Genomic DNA, 19813 nt, shown 5'->3' on the forward strand with positions numbered 1-19813 from the left:
TTTCACACTACTTCGCAAGAATTGCACGAATTTCGATAGCTTTGTGTATATGAAGAAGAAAGGTAAAATACTGATAATCGACGATAATGAAGAAATCCTGGTGGCGCTCAGGCTGCAATTATCCGGTTATTTTGAAAAGGTAGTCACTGAAAAAAAGCCGGATGTCATTCCGACTCTTATGAACAGGGAAAACTTTGATGTGATCATCCTGGATATGAATTTTAAAGCGGGCATCAATACCGGTAATGAAGGAATATACTGGATGAACCGGATCCTGGCTGCCGATCCTGCTGTTTCTGTTATCTTTATTACTGCCTACGCCGGCATCGAGTTGGCCGTTAAGGCCATCCAGCAGGGTGCTGTTGATTTTATCGAAAAGCCGTGGGACGACGATAAAATGCTTGCTTCTGTGCTAAAAGCCTGGGAATTGCGTAAATCAAAGCAGGAAATCACCAGTCTGAGAGAAAAACAACAACATCTCAGTGAAAAACTGAACGACCAGTACGATTCCCTGAGGGGAAATTCTCCGGCCATGGAGAAAATTTACCGGACAATTGAAAAAGTCGCCGGCACTGACGCGAACATTCTGATCCTGGGAGAAAATGGCACAGGCAAGGAAATCCTTGCCCGGGAGATTCACCGGTTATCGGCCCGGTCAAAAGAGGTTTTTATCGGTGTAGATATGGGATCCCTGGCAGAAACCTTGTTTGAAAGCGAGCTTTTCGGGCATATAAAAGGCGCTTTTACTGACGCGCGGGATGACAGGCCCGGACGGTTCGAGATTGCCACAGGAGGTACGCTTTTCCTGGATGAAATTGGCAACCTGCCATTACCTATGCAGTCGAAACTGCTGGCTGTATTGCAGAACAGGGAGGTAACCCGCATTGGTTCAAACAAACCGGTTTCGGTGGATATCCGGTTGATTTCAGCTACCAATAAAAAGCTTTTCGAATTGTCGGCGCAGGGAATGTTCAGGGAGGACCTGCTCTACCGGATCAATACGATCATGCTTGAAATTCCGCCGCTTCGTGAACGGAAAGAGGATATCCCACTCTTTGTGGATTACTTTCTTAAAAAATACACGCTCAAATACGGGAAGCCAGGCTTCAATATTGAAAAGCAAGCTATGGAAAAGCTTATCCAGTACAACTGGCCGGGAAATATAAGAGAGTTGCAGCATATGACTGAAAAGGCGGTAATACTCGGGGAGGGCGGTAAGCTGCATACCGAAGATTTCTTTTTTGGTGCGAATTCGCGCAACCGCAGTTCACTAAGTGAAATCCTGAATCTTGAAGAGCTTGAGAATGAAGCCATCCGCCGGGCTCTCGAAAAGCACAACGGAAACATAACAAGGGCAGTCGCCGAACTGGGAATTTCACGCAGGGCGCTTTATTATAAAATGGGAAAGAATGATTCTTAAAAGGTTCCTTTTACATGTTGTCTTGCTTGTGGTGATGATTGCACTGGCAGGATTGCTTGTTGTATGGTCGTTCACTCTCGAAAACCTTTTCATAGCCCGGATCACATTTATCGCTCTTTGGCTTGTGCTGATCGTGTGGCTCATTTACTACATTACCAAAACAAACCGGACTCTCAAAGTTTTTATGGATTCCCTGCGATACCTTGATTCAGTAAGAGTTCAGAAAGGGAAGGGAAGGCTTTTCGAAGAACTGGATAAGCTTTATAACGAAGTCCTTGGCATTATCCGTAAAGTGGAAACCGAAAAGGAGACGGAAAGGCAATATTTTAAAAGCATCATCGATCATACAGGCACCGGTTTGCTGATCTTCGACGAATCAGGTAAAGTGGAAACAGTGAACAGTGCGTTTCTTAAGCTTCTTGGGATTCAAAAGCCTGAACACATCAGTGCACTGACTGCAGTGTCGGCACAGATGCCTGAAATACTCAATTCATTGAAACCAGGTAAACCGAAGCTTTTGCGCGTTCAGATCAATGTACAGCCTGTCGGTCTGTGGATCCGCATGGCAGAGATCAGGATTTCAGGGAAAAAGCTGAAACTTGCCTCCATACAGAATATTCAGCCTGAGCTTGAAGACGAAGAAACAGATGCCTGGCAAAAACTCATCCGGGTTCTTACCCACGAAATCATGAACTCGGTGACCCCCGTAAATTCACTCACCAATACAATCATAAAGTTTTTTGAACGCAGCGGGAAACCGTTAAAGGTTGAAGAACTCGATGATACTGTTATTGAAAATGCGCTGGAAGCGCTTCATTCGATTGAAAAGCGCAACCGGGGACTTATTGGCTTTGTGCAATCATACAGGAGTCTGACCCGTGTCCAGAAGCCGTCGTTCACCGTTGTAAATGTGGATGAGTTATTACTCAGGGTGACAGCCCTAATAAAACATGAGCTTGAAATCCGCAGGATACACCTGGTTATTGATGTGGAAAAGAAATCATTAATGCTGAATGCCGATGAAAAACTGGTTGAACAGGTGTTGCTGAACCTGATCAACAATGCCATGTATGCCTTGCGTGAAACTATCGATCCGTCAATAAGCATCCGCGCATCCAAACAACACGATGAGATCCTGGTCGAAATCAGGGATAACGGCGAAGGGATTTCCCCTGAGGTATTGGGAAATATTTTCGTACCCTTCTTCACCACAAAGCCTGAGGGATCGGGAATAGGCCTTAGTTTGAGCCGCCAGATCATGAAAGCTCATGGCGGGGGAATAACAGTCCGTTCTGATTCTGTTGAAACTGCTTTTACGTTAAGGTTTCCTGATTACTGATTTACAATGTGGCTGTAATTACATAGTAAACCAGGGCAGCCAGAAGTGCTCCCAGGATAGGCCCGATGATCGGTACCCATGCATAGTTCAGGTCAAAACCGGCCTTGGGTTTAATGGGAAGCAGGGCATGCACGATTCTGGGCCCGAGATCACGGGCAGGATTGATTGCATAACCGGTCGGACCGCCCATGGACAAACCCAGGCCGAGCACAACAAGTGCAACGGGCAAAGCGTTGAGTGCACCGAGTCCGACATCAGGCGCTGCCATATACAATACGGCAAGGGTAAGCACAAAGGTTCCGGTTGCCTCGGTGATCATGTTGTTAAAATAACTCCGGATGGAAGGGGAAGTGCAAAAAATACTTTTAAGCACGGCAGCATCGGGAGTTGCCTTGAAATGGTTATGGTAAGCAAAATAAACAATAAGTGAACCCATCATGGCTCCCAACAACTGGGCGGTTATATAAGGTAATATCTGAGATGTTTCGAATTTTCCGACAGCTGCCAGTGCCAGTGTAATGGCAGGATTCAGATGCGCTCCGCTGTATTTGGCCGAAATCAGTACTCCTGTATAAACCCCGATAGCCCACCCAAAGGTGATGACTATCCATCCGCTGCTATTACCGTTTGTTTTATTAAGGGTCACATTGGCTACCACACCGGATCCGAAAATCAGGATAATTGCCGTTCCGATAAATTCTGCTATAAAAGGGGACATCTGAAGAAGTTTAGAAGTTTAGAAGTTTAGTCTGTTGTTATGTAAATCCGTCATTGCGAGGAGCGTAAATCATAATTGTTAAAGCAGGATGTAAACGCGACGAAGCAATCTGCCCGCACCGGAAGGGCGAAACCAAGACAGCCTTTCTGAATGGCTCTTTGCATGGTCCTGCCGGTTTTGGCAGATTGCTTCTGACCGTAGGAACCGGTCATCGCAATGACGTGCTTTTGGTTTCGCCTCACTTCCCATCCGCCCACGCCTTCGCCGCTGCAACTGCCTTATTCCAGCCATGAGTCAGTTCCTGAACATGTTTCTTATCCATTGCAGGCATGAACTTTCGTTCCGGTTTCCACTGGTGTTCAAGATCATTGATTCCATTCCAGAAACCGGTGGCCAGACCAGCGAGATAAGCCGCACCCAGTGCTGTTGTCTCCGTAATCTCAGGCCTTATAACAGTGGTGCCGATCAGATCGCTCTGGAATTGCATCAGAAAATCATTTACAGTGGCACCGCCGTCAACACGCAATTCCCTGATGGTTATGCCTGAATCGGCTTCCATAGCCTGCAATACTTCCAGGGTTTGATAGGCAATGCTTTCAATTGCCGCACGGGCTATATGACTTGTATTGCTTCCCCTTGTCAGTCCCACCAACGTACCCCTGGCATGCTGATTCCAATGCGGTGCTCCAAGTCCGGCGAATGCAGGCACAAAATAAACCCCTCCGTTATCATTTACTTTTGCAGCCAGCTTTTCGATATCCGAAGATTTTCTGATAATGCCAAGGCTGTCACGTAGCCATTGAACCACGGCGCCGGCGATAAAAATACTTCCTTCGAGTGCATATTCAACCCGGTCGCCGATTTTCCAGGCAATGGTCGTCAGCAGGTTATTTTCCGAGTCAATGGGTTTTTCGCCTGTATTCATTACCATAAAGCACCCGGTGCCATATGTGTTTTTAACCATCCCGGGGTTTACACAGAGCTGTCCGAAGAGTGCCGCCTGCTGGTCACCCGCAACACCGGCAACGGGTATGGTGGATGAAAACAACCCGCTCGTGTGGCAGAAAATCTCGCTTGACGATTTCACTTCCGGCAACAATTTTTCAGGAATCCTGAAAATCTCAAGCAGTTCCTTATCCCATTGAAGCGTATGAATATTGAACAGCATGGTTCGCGATGCATTCGAAACATCCGTGGCATGAACCTTTCCCTGGCTTAGGTTCCAGATCAGCCACGTATCGATGGTGCCGAAAGCCAGTTCGCCTTTTTCAGCCATGGCCCTTGCACCTTCCACGTTATCGAGGATCCATGCAATTTTGGTAGCGGAAAAATAGGCATCAATAACCAGCCCGGTTTTCTGCCTGATGCGTTTGCCGTTGCCGCTTTCCCTTATGTGGTCGCAGAAAGCCGCAGTTCTTCTGTCCTGCCACACAATGGCATTATGCACGGGTTTGCCGGTGAGGCGGTTCCATACAACAGTAGTTTCCCGCTGATTGGTAATACCGATGGCAGCAATTTGTGAGCTGTCTATCCGGGCTCTTGTAATGGCTTCCAGTGCCACTCCGGCCTGGGTGGACCATATTTCAGCAGCATCATGTTCCACATACCCCGGTTGAGGGTAAATCTGCGTGAATTCTTTTTGTGCCACGGCAACCGGTTTGCCCTTATGGTCAAAAAGAATGGCCCTTGAGCTTGTGGTTCCCTGGTCAAGCGCCAGAACGTATTTTTGTTTATCCATAATACAAATTGTAGTCGTTATGAGATAATATAATTTGCTGCCAGTTTAGTGTATTCTTCAACCTGCGTTTTTTGCCAGTTGCCGTCAAATCCCATCTCGGAAGCCATAATGGCTGCAACAACGGGTGCTATTTCAACACTTGCCCTTGCATTCAGGAAAAGCGAACGTGTTCTCCTGGCCAGCATGTCTTCTAGCTTTTGGGGCATCTCATTCCTGCAGATCCATGTAATTTCGGCTTTTGTATAGGGAAGATCAGGATGAAGCGGCTTTGGATCTGCCTCTTCCATCTTTTTTATTTCGTGTGCATCCGATCCGTATATATGAAGCCTGTCATTGCGCGGCCATTCGCCATCGGCCCCATAAATTCTGAGAGTCCCGGTCCGGCAGGTTCCTGGCTGTAACATGCCTTTCCTTATAATGCGGTCGATTGTGTCTTCAGCCATCCGCCTGTAAATGGTCCATTTTCCTCCTTCAACGGTCACAAGCCCGGAAGAGGAGATACTTATTTTATGCCGGCGGGATAATTCGCGGGTTGCTGACGGATCGTCCGGACTGGCCACAAGGGGTCGCAGACCTGCAAAAACCGTGAGTATGTCTTTTCGTTGGGGAGGAACTTTGAAATACCGCAAAGTGGTGTTAAGGATGAAATCAATTTCTTTTTCAAGGGCTTTTGGTTCAAGGGCTGCCTCGTCCACAACGGTGTCTGTGGTTCCTACAACCACCTTATTGTACCACGGAATGGCAAAGAGGACACGCCCGTCATCGGTTTTGGGTATCATAACGGATGCATCGCCGGGAAGAAACTTTGAATCAAGCACAAGGTGAATTCCCTGGCTGGGTCGTATAGTCCTTTTCATTACCGGCTGGTCCATCCTGATGATATCATCCGTGAAAACACCGGTAGCGTTTACGACTACTTTAGCCCTGAATTCGTGTTCTTTTCCTGTGAGAGTGTCGATTGCCCTAACACCGCAGACGGAACCCTTATTATCTTTCAGCAATCCTGTAACCCTGCAATAATTCAGGCAGATACCGCCTTTATCATTCACAGAGCGCACCAGATCAATCAAAAGCCTTGTATCATCAAACTGCCCGTCATGATAAATTACGCCGCCAAGAAGCCCTTTTTCATTGAGCCCGGGCATTTTGGCGAGTGTTTTCGAACGGCCAATAAACTGTGATTTTCCAAGTGACAGCTTCCCGGCCAGCAGATCATAGAATTTAAGCCCGATCGTGTATTTAATGGCTTCCCAGGCGGAATAAACCGGTACAATAAATTGCTGGTTAAATGTAATATGAGGAGCGTTTTTTAATATCCTGCCCCTTTCACGAAGCGCTTCAAAAACAAGAACCAGGTCTCCCTGGGCCAGGTAACGGACACCGCCGTGAATGAGTTTTGTACTCCGGCTCGATGTTCCTTTTCCAAAGTCCTCCTGCTCAAGCAAGAGCGTGTCATAGTTACGATAAACCGCATCCAGGGCTATTCCTGCACCGGTAGCTCCACCACCGATCACAATGATATCCCGGTCGTGATTGTGATTACCTAAACGGTTTGTAAGTTCAGTGCGATTCAATAGGCTTTAATCGTGTTAAGCTTTTGTGTGAACCGGTTTACAACAGCCTCCTGCTGTGCCACCTTTGATCTCATGTCTTCCTGGTCGGCCTCATTTTTCGGGATGTTCCTGTCGGCTTCATCGATCTCGTTATTGGCTTTTTTTATCTTGTTTTCAGAGGATTCAATTTCATTTGATATCTTCTTCTTCCGTTTTTCGAGATCTTTCACATACGAAGCTTTTTCTTCTTTTGCCGCTCCTTCGTCCATTGAGGTAAGGAGGTTATTTTCGTTTACCAGTTCGGCAGAAACTTTTGAAAGTTCGGTGTTCTGAAGCACTATATTATCCTGCATTTCCTTTATCAGCGAACGGTTCGACTGTATAGACCGTTCCATTCTTGATTTGTCGTTTTTCAGGCTGTTAAGATCGTTGTTCAGATCCCTCAGCTTTTTCTCCTCATCCTGAAGCTGTCCTTTTACCAGGTTCATGTATTCTGATTTGGCAAACTGCTTCAGGTATTCTTTGGCCGCAATTAATTCAGCTTCATTGTTGGCTTTCTGGATATACTGATCTTTTTTCACCTCAAAACTTACCATCAGCATAACCAATGAATCCCTGCTTTCAAGCCGGCTGTATATATTCATAGGTGTAGCCGATATATCTTTAATGTTGGCACCGAAAATGGACATATCGCCATTCTCATTTACGACTTTTGATTTGGTACCGGATTGCAGTTCTTTAATCCAGCTTTTTTCAGTACGCTCATAACTAACCTCCGGTATGCTGATTGAAAAACCCGGATATTTGGCAGCGCCGTATTTCAGACTGTCCTCAGTTACCCTGATAGGTTTCTGGCTGAGTACAGGAATACAGATCATTAAAAGTGCCGTAAACGTCAGGAAAGAGTTTGGTTTCATCTCCATTTTTATTTAAAATTAGCTTTTTTTTATTAAACATTAAAATAAAAACCCTTATAGCAGTTAACACAGAGAGGATTCTTTTTCTACTTTTGAATGAATTCATTAAACCAAAAATAACCTAAACATCATGAAAAAAGCGCCTATTCTTTTTTTACTGGCTGCATTAACACTATTAATGGTGCAAAGCTGTAAAAAATGGAGTCAACAGGCTTCAGGAAGCCTTATGTATGTGACAAATGAAGGAGGTCAGAAACTGGCCTATGATACAAGTTCCGGCGTAAAGCTGGTGTTTGACAAAGGGTTTGCATTTAAGGACCTGAATAAAAACGGAAACCTTGATAAATATGAAGACTGGCGCCTGCCTGCAGATGAAAGAGCAAAGGACCTGGCTTCAAAACTCAGCGTGGAACAAATTGCAGGGTTGATGCTTTATAGTGCGCATCAGTCGATTCCTGCCGGAGCCACGAGGTTCATGGGCGGCACTTATAACGGGAAACCTTTTACTGAAAGTGGTGCCAAAGCATCTGACCTGAGCGACCAGCAAATCAAATTTCTGAAAGAAGACAATGTAAGGCATGTGTTGGTAACAAGGGTACAAAGCGCTGAAATTGCTGCCATATGGAATAACAATGTGCAGGCCCTTTGCGAAGGCATCGGTTTCGGAATACCTGCCAATAACAGTTCAGATCCACGCCACCAGGCCAGTTCCGAGGTTGAATACCTTACCGGTTCTGCAGGTCAGATATCCATGTGGCCGGGTTCGCTGGGTATGGCTGCTACATTTGATCCTGAACTGGTAAAGCAATTCGGACATATTGCATCGCAGGAATACAGGGCGCTTGGCATCGCCACAGCCCTTTCGCCCCAAATTGACCTGGCCACCGAACCCAGGTGGGGCCGGTTCAGCGGTACATTCGGCGAAAGTCCAAAATTGAATACCGATATGGCAAGGGCCTACGTTGACGGATTCCAGACCTCAGAGGGTGAAAACGTGATTGCTGACGGCTGGGGATATACAAGCGTGAATGCGATGATCAAGCATTGGCCAGGTGGAGGTCCTGAAGAAGGCGGTCGTGACGCTCACTTTTCATTCGGTAAATACGCCGTTTATCCTGGTAAAAACCTGGCAGATCACCTGATGTCATTTACCCAGGGAGCTTTTAAACTGGAAGGTCCCACTAAAATGGCTTCAGCTGTTATGCCTTATTATACAATTTCCTACGGGCTTGACACGGTAAATAAGGAAAATGTAGGTAATTCCTTCAGCGCTTATCTTATTCATGATATGCTAAGGGGACAATATGGTTATGACGGTGTTGCATGCACCGATTGGGGTGTAACCCAGGATTACAAAGCGATTGACGGCTTCGGCACCACATCCTGGGGTGTTGAAGGCCTAACTGTTGCTGAAAGGCATTACAAGGCCATAATGGCCGGAATGGACCAGTTTGGCGGCAACAACGATAAAGGTCCTGTTCTCGAAGCTTACCAGATGGGAGTAAAAGAACACGGTGAGGAATTCATGCGCAAAAGGTTTGAAGAGTCAGCTGTTCGACTGCTCAGAAATATTTTCCATACAGGTTTGTTTGAGATTCCTTACCTTGATGTTGAGACCACAAAGAAAACCGTTGGAAATGCTGATTTTATGAAGGCCGGCTATGAGGCACAGGTAAAATCAATTGTCATGGTGAAGAACAGCGGCAAGGTTCTGCCTCTCAAAAAGCAACTTACTGCCTATGTGCCTAAAAGATTTACACCGGCTTCACGTAATTTTCTCGGTATGGAAGAGCCTGCTTCGTTAAATTACCCGATCAGCATTGAAACAGTTAAGAAGTATTTCAACGTTACCGATAATCCGGCTGAAGCTGACTTTGCCCTGGTTTGCATTGCCAGTCCGAATTCTGGCAGTGGTTATGATCCTAATGATGTGAAAAAAGGCGGAAACGGGTATGTGCCTATCAGTCTCCAGTATAAACCTTACAAAGCTGTAGATGCCCGTGACGTAAGCCTTGCAGGGGGCGATCCGCTTGAAAAATTCACAAACAGAAGCTATAAAAACAAAACAGTAACCCCTTCAAATACAGGTGATTTGAATATGGTACTCGATGCCCGTAAAGCAATGAAAGACAAACCGGTTATTGTTGTAATAGATGTTTCAAAGCCAATGGTTTTCAGTGAATTCGAAAACCAGGCAAATGCCATAATCCTGGCTTTCGGGGTTCAGGACCAGGCTAAGCTGGATATCCTCACCGGAGCGTATGAGCCTTCGGGACTCCTTCCTTTCCAGATGCCGGCGGACATGAAAACAGTCGAGCTTCAGAAGGAAGATGTTCCTTTTGATATGACCTGTCATAAAGATGCAGACGGAAATGTATACGATTTCGGATTCGGCCTTAACTGGAGCGGCATGATTAAGGACGCGAGGACGGAGAAGTATGCCAGGTGAAGCGTACGTCATTGCGAGGAGCTTGAAAAAACTATGATTATAGTACAAGGTTTTCGTCGACGAAGCAATCTGCCGGAACAGGCAGGACGTTGCCAAGAGCCACATTTTTACAGGGGCTGTCTTGGTCAGGGTTTACCTGTGCAGGCAGATTGCTTCGTCACATATACATCCTGCTATAATCAATTATTTTTGATGTTCCTCGCAATGACGGGTATTACTAACAGACTAACAGACTAACAGACTTAAAACATGCGTTACCTATTTGCATTACTCGTAATCCTCGCCTTATCCTGTTCCAAAAGCCCTGAACAGAAACTTGTTCTGAATGATCAGAATTATTTTGAATTACCCGGCCTCAATGTTATGGTATTCGAGGATATCTATCCGGAAGGCCACCAGGGTGGTGTCGGTTTTATACAGCACGGGGTGAGGGTTGCCACCAACGGTGATGTCCGCCTGGAACTAACTCCCGGCCAATTCCAGCCTATACCTAAGGTTGGCCCGCGCGATATAAACCGCGACAGCAACCAGATCTCAGTCAAACTCTGGTATCCTGACACGGCTATCAACCGCAAAGGATTTAATCCCATATTCTATCCCGACCTGGTGTTGACTTATTCCATCAGGGTAAAGGCTGAGGAAGATTATTTCCGGATTTACGTCGACCTGGATAAACCAGTGCCGCAAGAGTGGCTGGGGAAAATAGGTTTCAATATTGAACTATTCCCTCCGGCCTTGTTCGGAAAAACATGGATGATGGATTCCGCATCAGGGTTTTTCCCTCCCCAGGCAAACGGCCCGGAAATCCTTGATGAAAACAATGAAAACCAGGCCACGCCAATGGCAGTCGGTAGAAAACTCACCGTGGCCCCCGAATCGGATAAACAACGTTTCTCCATTGAAAGCTCAACAGCGGATATTCAATTACTCGATGGCCGAATCAGGCATACGAACGGATGGTTTGTTGTACGGTCACCGATTCCGGCAGGAGTAACTAAAAATGCCATTGTATGGACTGTAAAGGTAAATCATTTGCCGGGCTGGAAGGCTGACCCGGTTGTTCATGTTTCACAGGTCGGTTACCATCCCAATCAGCAAAAAACAGCTGTAATTGAACTCGACAACGCTGAAAAATCAATTACGTCTGCCAGTCTTGTGAAAATCACTGAGGATGGCGAAAAGGCTGTAAAAATGGCCAAACCGTCAAAATGGGGGAAATTCCTTCGTTATCAATGCGTGTTGTTTGATTTTTCTGATGTAAAAGAATCTGGTACTTACCAGGTAAAATACGGGGATTTTAAATCGAATCCTTTTGTTATCTCCCCGACAATTTATGAGCGTCACGTCTGGCAGCCCACTCTCGAGGTTTTTCTACCGGTGCAGATGTGTCATATGAAGGTCACTGATGCATACAGGGTTTGGCATGGCGCCTGCCATCTGGACGATGCCGTGATGGCACCTGTAGATTCGGTACTGTTTGACGGGTACGCACAAGGTCCGTCCACACTTACGAAGTTTAAGCCGGGTGACAGGGTTCCGGGACTCAACAGGGGCGGCTGGCATGATGCAGGTGATGACGATTTAAGAGTGGAATCACAGGCTGGAAGCGTTCAATTGTTATCCATGGCCTGGGAAGAATTCAAACCGGAACTGGATGCCACTACAATCAACCAGGCAGCCCGTGAAGTGAAAATTCATGTTCCCGACGGGAAACCGGATATTTTGCAGCAGATTGAACATGGCGCCATCACGGTTCTTGCCGGTTATGAAAGCATGGGCCGTGTTTACCGCGGTATCATAAGTCCGTCGCTCAAACAGTATACCATGGTGGGCGATGTGTCAAACCAGACTGATAACCTCAACTACAACGGGTCGGTGAAATATAACGGTAGCTTTGAATCGCGTGCGGGAATTAAGGATGACCGGGCTGTCTATACCGAAGAAAATCCGGGTCATGAATTTGATGCGATCCAGGGTTTGGCTGCCGCCGGAAGATCTCTTAAAGGTTACGATGATAAACTGGCTGAACGTTGTGTTAAAGCAGCGATCGGATTATGGGGCCAGAAAAGGCAACTTACATCCTGGCAGCTTTCCTCACAGATCAATGCGGCAGTGGAATTGTACCTGACAACCCATTCACCTGAATTCAGGGACTTTCTGCTGGCGAATACCGATTCGATAACCAAACGGATTTCCTCGGTTGGCTGGATGGTTGTGAGAACGGTTCCGGATATCAATGATGCCGTATATACCAAAAAGATTGAGGAAGCGCTTGCAACCCTATCAAAACAAATTATCGAGCAGGGAAAGGAAACTCCTTACGGTGTTCCCTACAGGCCTCATATCTGGGGCGCAGGCTGGAATATCCAGGAATTCGGGGTGCACCAGTATTATCTTGCCAAATATTTCCCGAAGTTGTTCAGCTACGATTATATGTTCAACGCGCTGAATTTTGTTCTCGGTTGTCATCCGGGTGATAATACGGCGTCCTTTGCTTCCGGGGTAGGTTCAAAATCGGCTACAATGGCCTATGGGTATAACCGTGCGGATTATTCATATATTCCCGGCGGTGTGGTTTCGGGAACTGCGCTTATCCGTCCTGATTTTGCCGAACTGAAGGAGTTTCCCTTCCTCTGGCAGCAAACCGAGTATGTGCTGGGTGGTGGCGAAAGCAATTACCTGTTCCTTGTTCTGGCAGCGGATAAGGTATTGAAGTAAGCCTGTCTTCTTAAAACGTAAATCAGTGTTCAGTGTTCGGTGTTAAGATTTAAACATTCGCTGGTGGCGATGATCTTTTAAGATTCGTCTATATATTTCCGGCATTCGTATATTTCGTTTTTAAACCAGCTGATATCACCGGATATTTGTATTGTAGAAAAAGGTTATAGTTTTTTCTAAGTAGTTAGGGTTTTGATACAGGGGTTGGTATGGGTGTGCTGCCAGGCACACCCATTTTTTTTGATACTGGATACTGGAAGCTGGATACTGGAAGCCGGATCTCTTAGGTCTTAATACCTTATTACTTGACAGCTAACAAAACACCGAACATCGAACACCGATTTAAGATTTAAGAAGTTTATCAAACTAACAGACTATCGACACAAACCCCCTATTCATCGATTTTGTTTCCAACTGTCTGTTCCTTATAACTACCTTTATTTGATTTTATATTTAACAGCTGACAGCGTAATTAACCTATAATCCTTAAGTAATGAAAAATAGAAATCTTACCTGCCGGGTATTATTTGCTTTTGCCGTAATAACGGCATTAACAGCACAATCCTATTCGCAGGCACCGCAATTGGGAAAAGCCACAGTGAAACAGGTTGTGGCGGCTATGACACTCGAAGAAAAAGTAAACCTTGTTGTAGGCACCGGTATGCGCATGCCGGGACCTCCGCCATCCACACCTCCGGGTAACCCGAATGCAAAGCCGGGTCAGACGCCTCAGGGTCAGCAGCCGCCTGCACCGGCTCCCGGACAGGGAGTCGGCCAGACATCGGTACTGGTTGATGGTTCTGCAGGAACCACTTTCGCAATCCCCAGGCTCGGCATCAATCCTTCGGTTGTTGCCGACGGTCCCGCAGGACTGAGGATAAGTCCAACCCGCACTGACGACAACAAAACCTATTATTGTACTGCCTTCCCGGTTGGTACTTTGCTGGCTTCCACATGGAATACAACCCTTGTAAATGAAGTCGGCAAGGCCATGGGAAATGAAGTGCTCGAATACGGAGTTGACGTCATCCTGGGACCCGGAATGAACATCCAGCGCAATCCGCTGTGCGGAAGAAACTTCGAATACTATTCCGAAGATCCTTTAATTACGGGCAAAATCGCCGCTGCCATGGTCAATGGTATTCAGTCAAACGGTGTGGGGACATCTATCAAACATTTTGCAGGTAACAATGCTGAAACCAATCGCAATGCACTCAATGTTAAAGTAAGTGAAAGAGCTCTCCGTGAGATTTACCTTGAAGGTTTCAGAATAGCGGTTCAGGAAGCACAACCATGGACAGTGATGTCATCCTATAACCTGATCAACGGAACCTATACATCTGAAAACCCGGGCTTGCTTACCGATATATTAAGGAAGGACTGGGGCTTTAAGGGTTATGTAATGACCGACTGGTTCGGCGGAAAAGATGCAGTAGCCCAGATGAAAGCCGGCAATGACATTCTGATGCCCGGCACACCCAACCAGAGCAAAGCGATCCTTCAGGCTGTAAAGGACGGTAAACTTGATGAGAAAGTTATCGATCGGAATGTGGAAAGAATTCTCAATATAATTCTTGCCGGACCCCGGTTTAAAGGTTTTAAATACTCCAATAAGCCCGATTTGAAAGCTCATGCCCTGGTTACCCGCCAGGCTGCCACCGAAGGAATGGTACTTCTGAAAAATGAGGGATCGGCTTTGCCTTTGGCTTCGGACATTAAAAAGCTCGCAGTATTCGGAAATACATCCTATGATATTATATCAGGCGGAACGGGAAGCGGTGACGTTAACGAGGCATATAGTGTTTCCCTTACGGAAGGTCTGCAGAATGCAGGCTATGTGGTGAATGCAAACCTGAAAACGTTATATGAAGCCCTGCTGGCAGCAAATAAAGAAGGCAGACCCAAAAGAGAAGGAATGTCCATGTTCATGCCGGTTGAACCGGTTCCCGAATTTGAAATCAGTTCAGGCCTTGCTAACAGTATGGCAGTTACGAATGATGCAGCAGTTATCACAATCGGAAGAAATTCAGGTGAAGGCGGTGACAGGTCAAGTGGTAAAGGAGATTTCCAGTTAACGGATAACGAACAGAAGCTGATTCGCACAGTGGCAGATGCTTTTAAAGCCAAAGGAAAGAAAACGATTGTAGTGCTGAATGTGGGTGGTGTAATAGAAACCGACAGCTGGAAGCAGATTCCCGATGCCATTCTTCTTGCATGGCAGGCCGGACAGGAAACAGGTAATTCAATTGCCGATATTCTGAGCGGAAAAGATAACCCTTCCGGTAAGCTGGCTGTTACATTTCCTGCTAAGTACGAAGATGTTCCTTCTGCCGCTACATTTCCGGGCAAACCATTGCAGCCTGATAACAACACAGGCGGAGGATTCTTCCGGTCAGTTCCTGCCGAAGATACCTACACGGATGGGATTTATGTCGGATATCGCTACTATGAGAGCTTCGGTGTAAAGCCATCCTATGAATTCGGTTATGGCTTATCGTATACAACTTTCAATTATGGGCAGATTAAACTGAGTTCCGGTAAATTCAGTAAGACGCTTACCGTTTCCGTGGATATTAAAAACACAGGTAAGGTAGCCGGTAAGGAGGTGGTTGAATTATACCTCACTGCACCGAAAGGATCGTTGGATAAGCCGGCCATTGAGCTTAAAGGATTTGCCAAAACAAAGCTTTTGCAGCCCGGTGAGACACAGACTCTGACCTTTACACTGGCTGACCGAAACCTGTGTTCCTTCGATCCGGCTTCTTCCTCATGGATTGCTGATCCAGGAACCTATACAGTATCAATCGGTGCCTCTTCACGCGACATAAAATCGAAAGCCGATTTTACACTGGCTAAAAAGCTTGTGGTTAAAAAAGAAACCATTGCCCTGGTTCCCGAAGAGAAAATTAATGAAATAAGACCTAAATAACTCCCACTATGAAACTGCCGGTAATTCTGTTGGCTGCTACTGTTACAATCACAGCCTGTTTTTCATTCCGGAATCAATCCGGAAACAGTATTGATGTTAAATCGGTGCCAACAGAAGCCGGTCTGGTTTCAGGCTATACCGGTGAAGACGGTCTTGTTAAAATTTTCAAAGGAATTCCGTTTGCGGCTCCTCCGATAGGCGAACTGCGCTGGAAACCGCCGGTACCACCTGCCCATTGGGAAGGCGTACGCAAATGTGAAGTTTTTTCCGCCAGTGCCATCCAGGCAAAGCCGGCTCCTTTTGCCATGTGGAGCAAAGAATTTATGGCACCCGAAGAACCGCTGAGCGAGGACTGCCTTTACCTGAATGTATGGACACCGGCAAAAGACGCTGATGAGAAGAGACCAGTGATTGTTTACATTCATGGAGGAGCATTCACAGGTGGTTCAGGTTCAGTGCCGCTTTATGACGGGGAAGCAATCGCTAAGAAAGGAGTCGTTTTTGTTACGATCAATTACAGGCTGGGCATCCTCGGATTCCTTGCACACCCTGATCTTTCAAAGGAATCCCCTGATGGCGTTTCAGGAAATTATGGCATACTCGATCAGATTGCCGCACTTAAATGGGTAAATAAAAATATAGCAGCGTTCGGCGGTGATCCGTCGAACGTTACAATTGAAGGGCAGTCGGCCGGTGCATTCAGTGTGAATGCACTGGTTGTATCACCAAAAGCAAAGGGATTATTTCAGAAGGCTATTGCCGAAAGCGGTGGTATTTTTGGCGGCGACCGTATGCTGACTTCCGGTTTGAAAAATGGTGAGGATGCAGGAGTGAGATTGGCTGAAAAACTCAAATCCACTATTGCTGAAATGAGAAAGCTGCCGGCAGAGACCTTGCTCAAGGCAGGTGCTGCCGGACCTGTAATTGATGGTGTTGTAATTATGCCTGCCGATCAAACATTTGCTTCATCGCAGCAAAATGATGTAGCCCTTTTAACCGGGTGGAATGCGGATGAGTTTAATTTCGGCCCCCCGGCAAAAGCGGCCTCATTTAAAGCTGAAGCCCAAAGGCGTTACGGTAATTTCTCTGAAGATATGTTAAGGGTGTTCCCTGCTGAAACGGATGAACAGGCCAATCAATCGCAAAAACTCTTGTCAGTTTTATCGTTTGGCTGGCAAAATTACAGGTGGGCAACCATGCAGAGTGAAAAAGGAAAAAACAAGGCATGGTTGTATCTTTTCAGTCATGTACCTCCGGGTGAACCCAATTACGGGGCCTTTCATTCTGCTGAATTCGGGTATTGCCTCAATAACCTGAAATACTGGGATCGCCCTTTCACTGATGCGGATTACAAGCTGGCCGACATGATGTCATCCTACTGGGTGAATTTTGCAAAAACAGGGAATCCGAACGGCAAAGGCTTACCGGAATGGCCTTCGTTTAACCCGACCAATCCAAAGATTATTGAGTTTGGTGATGAGGTTAAGCCCGCTGACCTCCCGTATAAGCCGCAGCTGCAGTTTCTTGACAGATACCAGGAATCTCTGCAGTCGAAAAATTAGCACATTTTGTTTACTTTTACTGTTCAATAAATTAAATCTTTGAATTTATATGAAGAGGATAAGTATTGCTTTTTTTGCAGCTGTTCTGTTTGCGTCCGGCATGAAGGCCCAGGATCAGAAAATGACAGCGTTCATCAACGACCTGATGGGCAAAATGACGGTAGAGGAGAAAATCGGTCAGCTCAACCTGATTACCGGTAGTGATTTTACAACCGGTACTGCCACTAACTCCAATATGGCACAGAAGATAAAGAGTGGACAGGTAGGAGGATTGTTCAACGTTTTTTCGGTTTCAGCAATGAAATCAGCCCAGGACCTTGCTGTTAAAGAATCTCCGAATCATATTCCAATCCTTTTCGGGATGGATGTGATCCATGGATACAGGACAATTTTCCCGATTCCACTGGCTTTAAGCTGCACATGGGACATGCAACTGATTGAGAAATCGGCCCGCATTGCTGCTCAGGAAGCAACTGCCAACGGAATAGCATGGACTTTTTCACCCATGGTCGATATTGCAAGGGATGCCCGTTGGGGAAGAATTGCAGAAGGAAGCGGCGAAGATCCCTGGCTCGGTTCACGAATTGCAGAAGCCATGGTTAAAGGTTACCAGGGTGATGACCTTACAAAGAACAATACAATGATGGCCTGTGTAAAGCATTTCGCTTTATATGGCGCTGCTGAAGCCGGGCGCGACTATAATACCGTTGATATGAGCCGGCTCACCATGTATAACGATTATCTTCCTCCTTATAAGGCCGCTGTGGATGCAGGGGCAGGAAGTGTGATGACTTCATTCAATGTAGTGGACGGTATTCCTTCCACGGGTAATCGCTGGCTTCTCACTGAACTCCTGCGTAATGAATGGGGCTTCAACGGATTTGTGGTGACTGATTATACAGCCACAAATGAAATGATTAACCATGGAATGGGTGATCTTCAGGCTGTGTCTGCCCTGGCAGTTTCTGCCGGAACCGACATGGATATGGTGGGCGAAGGATTTCTTACAACACTTAAAAATTCGCTTGACGAAGGAAAAATAAGCTTGCAGGACATTGATGTGGCCTGCCGCAGGGTACTTGAGGCAAAATATAAGCTCGGACTTTTTGACGATCCTTACCGTTACCTGAATGAAGAAAGGGCAAAAACCGAAGTGCTGACACCGGATAACATCAGTACCGCTCGTACCATAGCTTCCAGATCAATGGTATTGCTTAAGAATGACAAGCAGGTACTTCCGCTGAAAAAATCAGGAACGATTGCAGTGATTGGTCCTCTGGGCGAAAGTAAGTTCGATATGCTGGGCACATGGGCCATGGGTGGTGATCCCAAACAGATTGTTTCGGTTGTTGAGGGTATTAAGAATGTGAGTGGAGATGCCGTGAAAGTGCTGTATGCAAAAGGTTCGGAGCTTACAGACAACGCGTTAATGCTGAAGGCAACAAATCCTTTGGGCCCACGGGGAGATCAGAATAAGGAAAAGAAACCATCCGGTAACCTGTTGAACGAAGCTTTGCAGACTGCTGCAAAAGCAGATGTAATTGTTGCCGTCCTGGGTGAAGCTTCCGCATGGTCGGGTGAAGCTTCCAGCATGTCAGAAATCGGCCTGCAGAAAACTCAGCAGGAACTGCTCAAGGCATTGCTCGGTACAGGGAAACCGGTAGTGCTTGTACTCATTAATGGCAGGCCTTTAACACTGGCATGGGAAAATGAAAATGTAAGCACTATTCTTGAAGCATGGGCGGGCGGTTCGGAAGCCGGTAATGCAATTGCAGATGTACTTTTCGGCAATTATAACCCGTCAGGCCGACTGACAACAACTTTTCCAAGGAGCGTAGGACAGATTCCCCTGTACTACAATCATAAAAATACGGGCCGGCCGATGGATGCCAATAATAAATTCACTTCAAAATATCTTGATATTCAAAATGATCCGCTTTATCCGTTTGGCTATGGATTAAGCTATTCAAAATTTGATTACAGCGATATCAAATTAAGCAGCAATGCACTCAAAGGAAACGACAAACTGACAGTTTCAGTAACAGTCACCAATACATCCAAATTGGCCGGGGAAGAAGTCGTTCAGTTGTATATCCGCGATATGGTTGGGTCTGTTTCACGACCCATGAAAGAATTGAAGGATTTCAGGAAAGTAATGCTTCAGCCGGGCGAGAAGAAAGAGGTAGTTATGGAAGTAACAACCGATGATCTGAAATTCTATAACAGCCAGTTGAAGTATGATTGGGAACCGGGTGACTTCACCGTATTTGTGGGTGGTAATTCACGCGATGTGAAATCGGCTGTATTTAATTGGGCGAAATAAAATTTACGATTAAACGATTTACGATTTACGATTAGTTGTTCCTGTTATGCTGGTAATTAAATCGTAAATCGTAAATCGAATCGTAAATCGAATCGTAAATCGAATCGTAAATCGAATCGTAAATCGTAAATCGTAAATCGTAAATCT

The 19813-nt window shown here is 46.2% G+C and carries 11 protein-coding genes; 7 read left to right on the forward strand and 4 right to left on the reverse strand.

What is annotated here, in order from left to right; genetic code table 11:
• Positions 1–49 precede the first annotated feature (49 nt).
• Positions 50–1420 carry a sigma-54 dependent transcriptional regulator gene (locus tag VK179_10515; GenBank protein ID HLO59166.1) on the forward strand — a complete coding sequence of 457 codons (1371 nt, stop codon included), beginning with the start codon at positions 50–52 and terminating at the stop codon, positions 1418–1420.
• Complete coding sequence (locus VK179_10520) at positions 1410–2759, forward strand: ATP-binding protein (protein ID HLO59167.1); 1350 nt, start codon at positions 1410–1412, stop codon at positions 2757–2759. Before VK179_10515 ends, VK179_10520 begins: the two co-directional genes overlap by 11 nt.
• 1 nt (position 2760) lies before the next feature.
• On the opposite strand, the gene VK179_10525 is transcribed toward VK179_10520, so the two are convergent.
• The 4 genes from VK179_10525 to VK179_10540 form a co-directional block, all read right to left on the reverse strand.
• Positions 2761–3477 carry an MIP/aquaporin family protein gene (locus VK179_10525; GenBank protein ID HLO59168.1) on the reverse strand — a complete coding sequence of 239 codons (717 nt, stop codon included), beginning with the start codon at positions 3475–3477 and terminating at the stop codon, positions 2761–2763.
• 238 nt (positions 3478–3715) lie between these two features.
• The gene (gene glpK / locus VK179_10530) at positions 3716–5215 is read right to left on the reverse strand and encodes a glycerol kinase GlpK (protein ID HLO59169.1); all 1500 of its coding nucleotides are present in this window, start codon (positions 5213–5215) and stop codon (positions 3716–3718) included.
• Between the two features lie 17 nt (positions 5216–5232).
• Positions 5233–6789 carry a glycerol-3-phosphate dehydrogenase/oxidase gene (locus tag VK179_10535; GenBank protein HLO59170.1) on the reverse strand — a complete coding sequence of 519 codons (1557 nt, stop codon included), beginning with the start codon at positions 6787–6789 and terminating at the stop codon, positions 5233–5235.
• Positions 6786–7685, reverse strand: a complete 900-nt coding sequence (locus VK179_10540; GenBank protein ID HLO59171.1) for a hypothetical protein — start codon at positions 7683–7685, stop codon at positions 6786–6788. Before VK179_10540 ends, VK179_10535 begins: the two co-directional genes overlap by 4 nt.
• A 130-nt stretch (positions 7686–7815) precedes the next feature.
• On the opposite strand from VK179_10540, the gene VK179_10545 reads away from it, so the two are divergent.
• The 5 genes from VK179_10545 (at position 7816) to bglX (ending at position 19666) form a co-directional block, all read left to right on the forward strand.
• Positions 7816–10134, forward strand: a complete 2319-nt coding sequence (locus VK179_10545) for a glycoside hydrolase family 3 N-terminal domain-containing protein (GenBank protein ID HLO59172.1) — start codon at positions 7816–7818, stop codon at positions 10132–10134.
• A gap of 249 nt (positions 10135–10383) precedes the next feature.
• Positions 10384–12852: a glycoside hydrolase family 9 protein gene (locus VK179_10550; GenBank protein HLO59173.1), complete on the forward strand. Its 2469-nt coding sequence runs from the start codon at positions 10384–10386 to the stop codon at positions 12850–12852.
• 493 nt (positions 12853–13345) lie between these two features.
• On the forward strand, positions 13346–15781 hold the full coding sequence (locus VK179_10555) for a glycoside hydrolase family 3 N-terminal domain-containing protein (protein ID HLO59174.1): 2436 nt from the start codon (positions 13346–13348) through the stop codon (positions 15779–15781).
• A gap of 8 nt (positions 15782–15789) precedes the next feature.
• Positions 15790–17343, forward strand: coding sequence for a carboxylesterase family protein (locus VK179_10560; protein HLO59175.1), 1554 nt, complete (start codon positions 15790–15792; stop codon positions 17341–17343).
• A gap of 49 nt (positions 17344–17392) precedes the next feature.
• A complete protein-coding gene (gene bglX, locus VK179_10565; protein ID HLO59176.1) occupies positions 17393–19666 on the forward strand; it encodes a beta-glucosidase BglX in 2274 nt (757 codons plus the stop codon).
• The last annotated feature ends 147 nt before the right edge of the window (positions 19667–19813 follow it).

It is taken from the genome of Bacteroidales bacterium (genome assembly GCA_035299085.1).
Taxonomy (GTDB): domain Bacteria; phylum Bacteroidota; class Bacteroidia; order Bacteroidales; family UBA10428; genus UBA5072.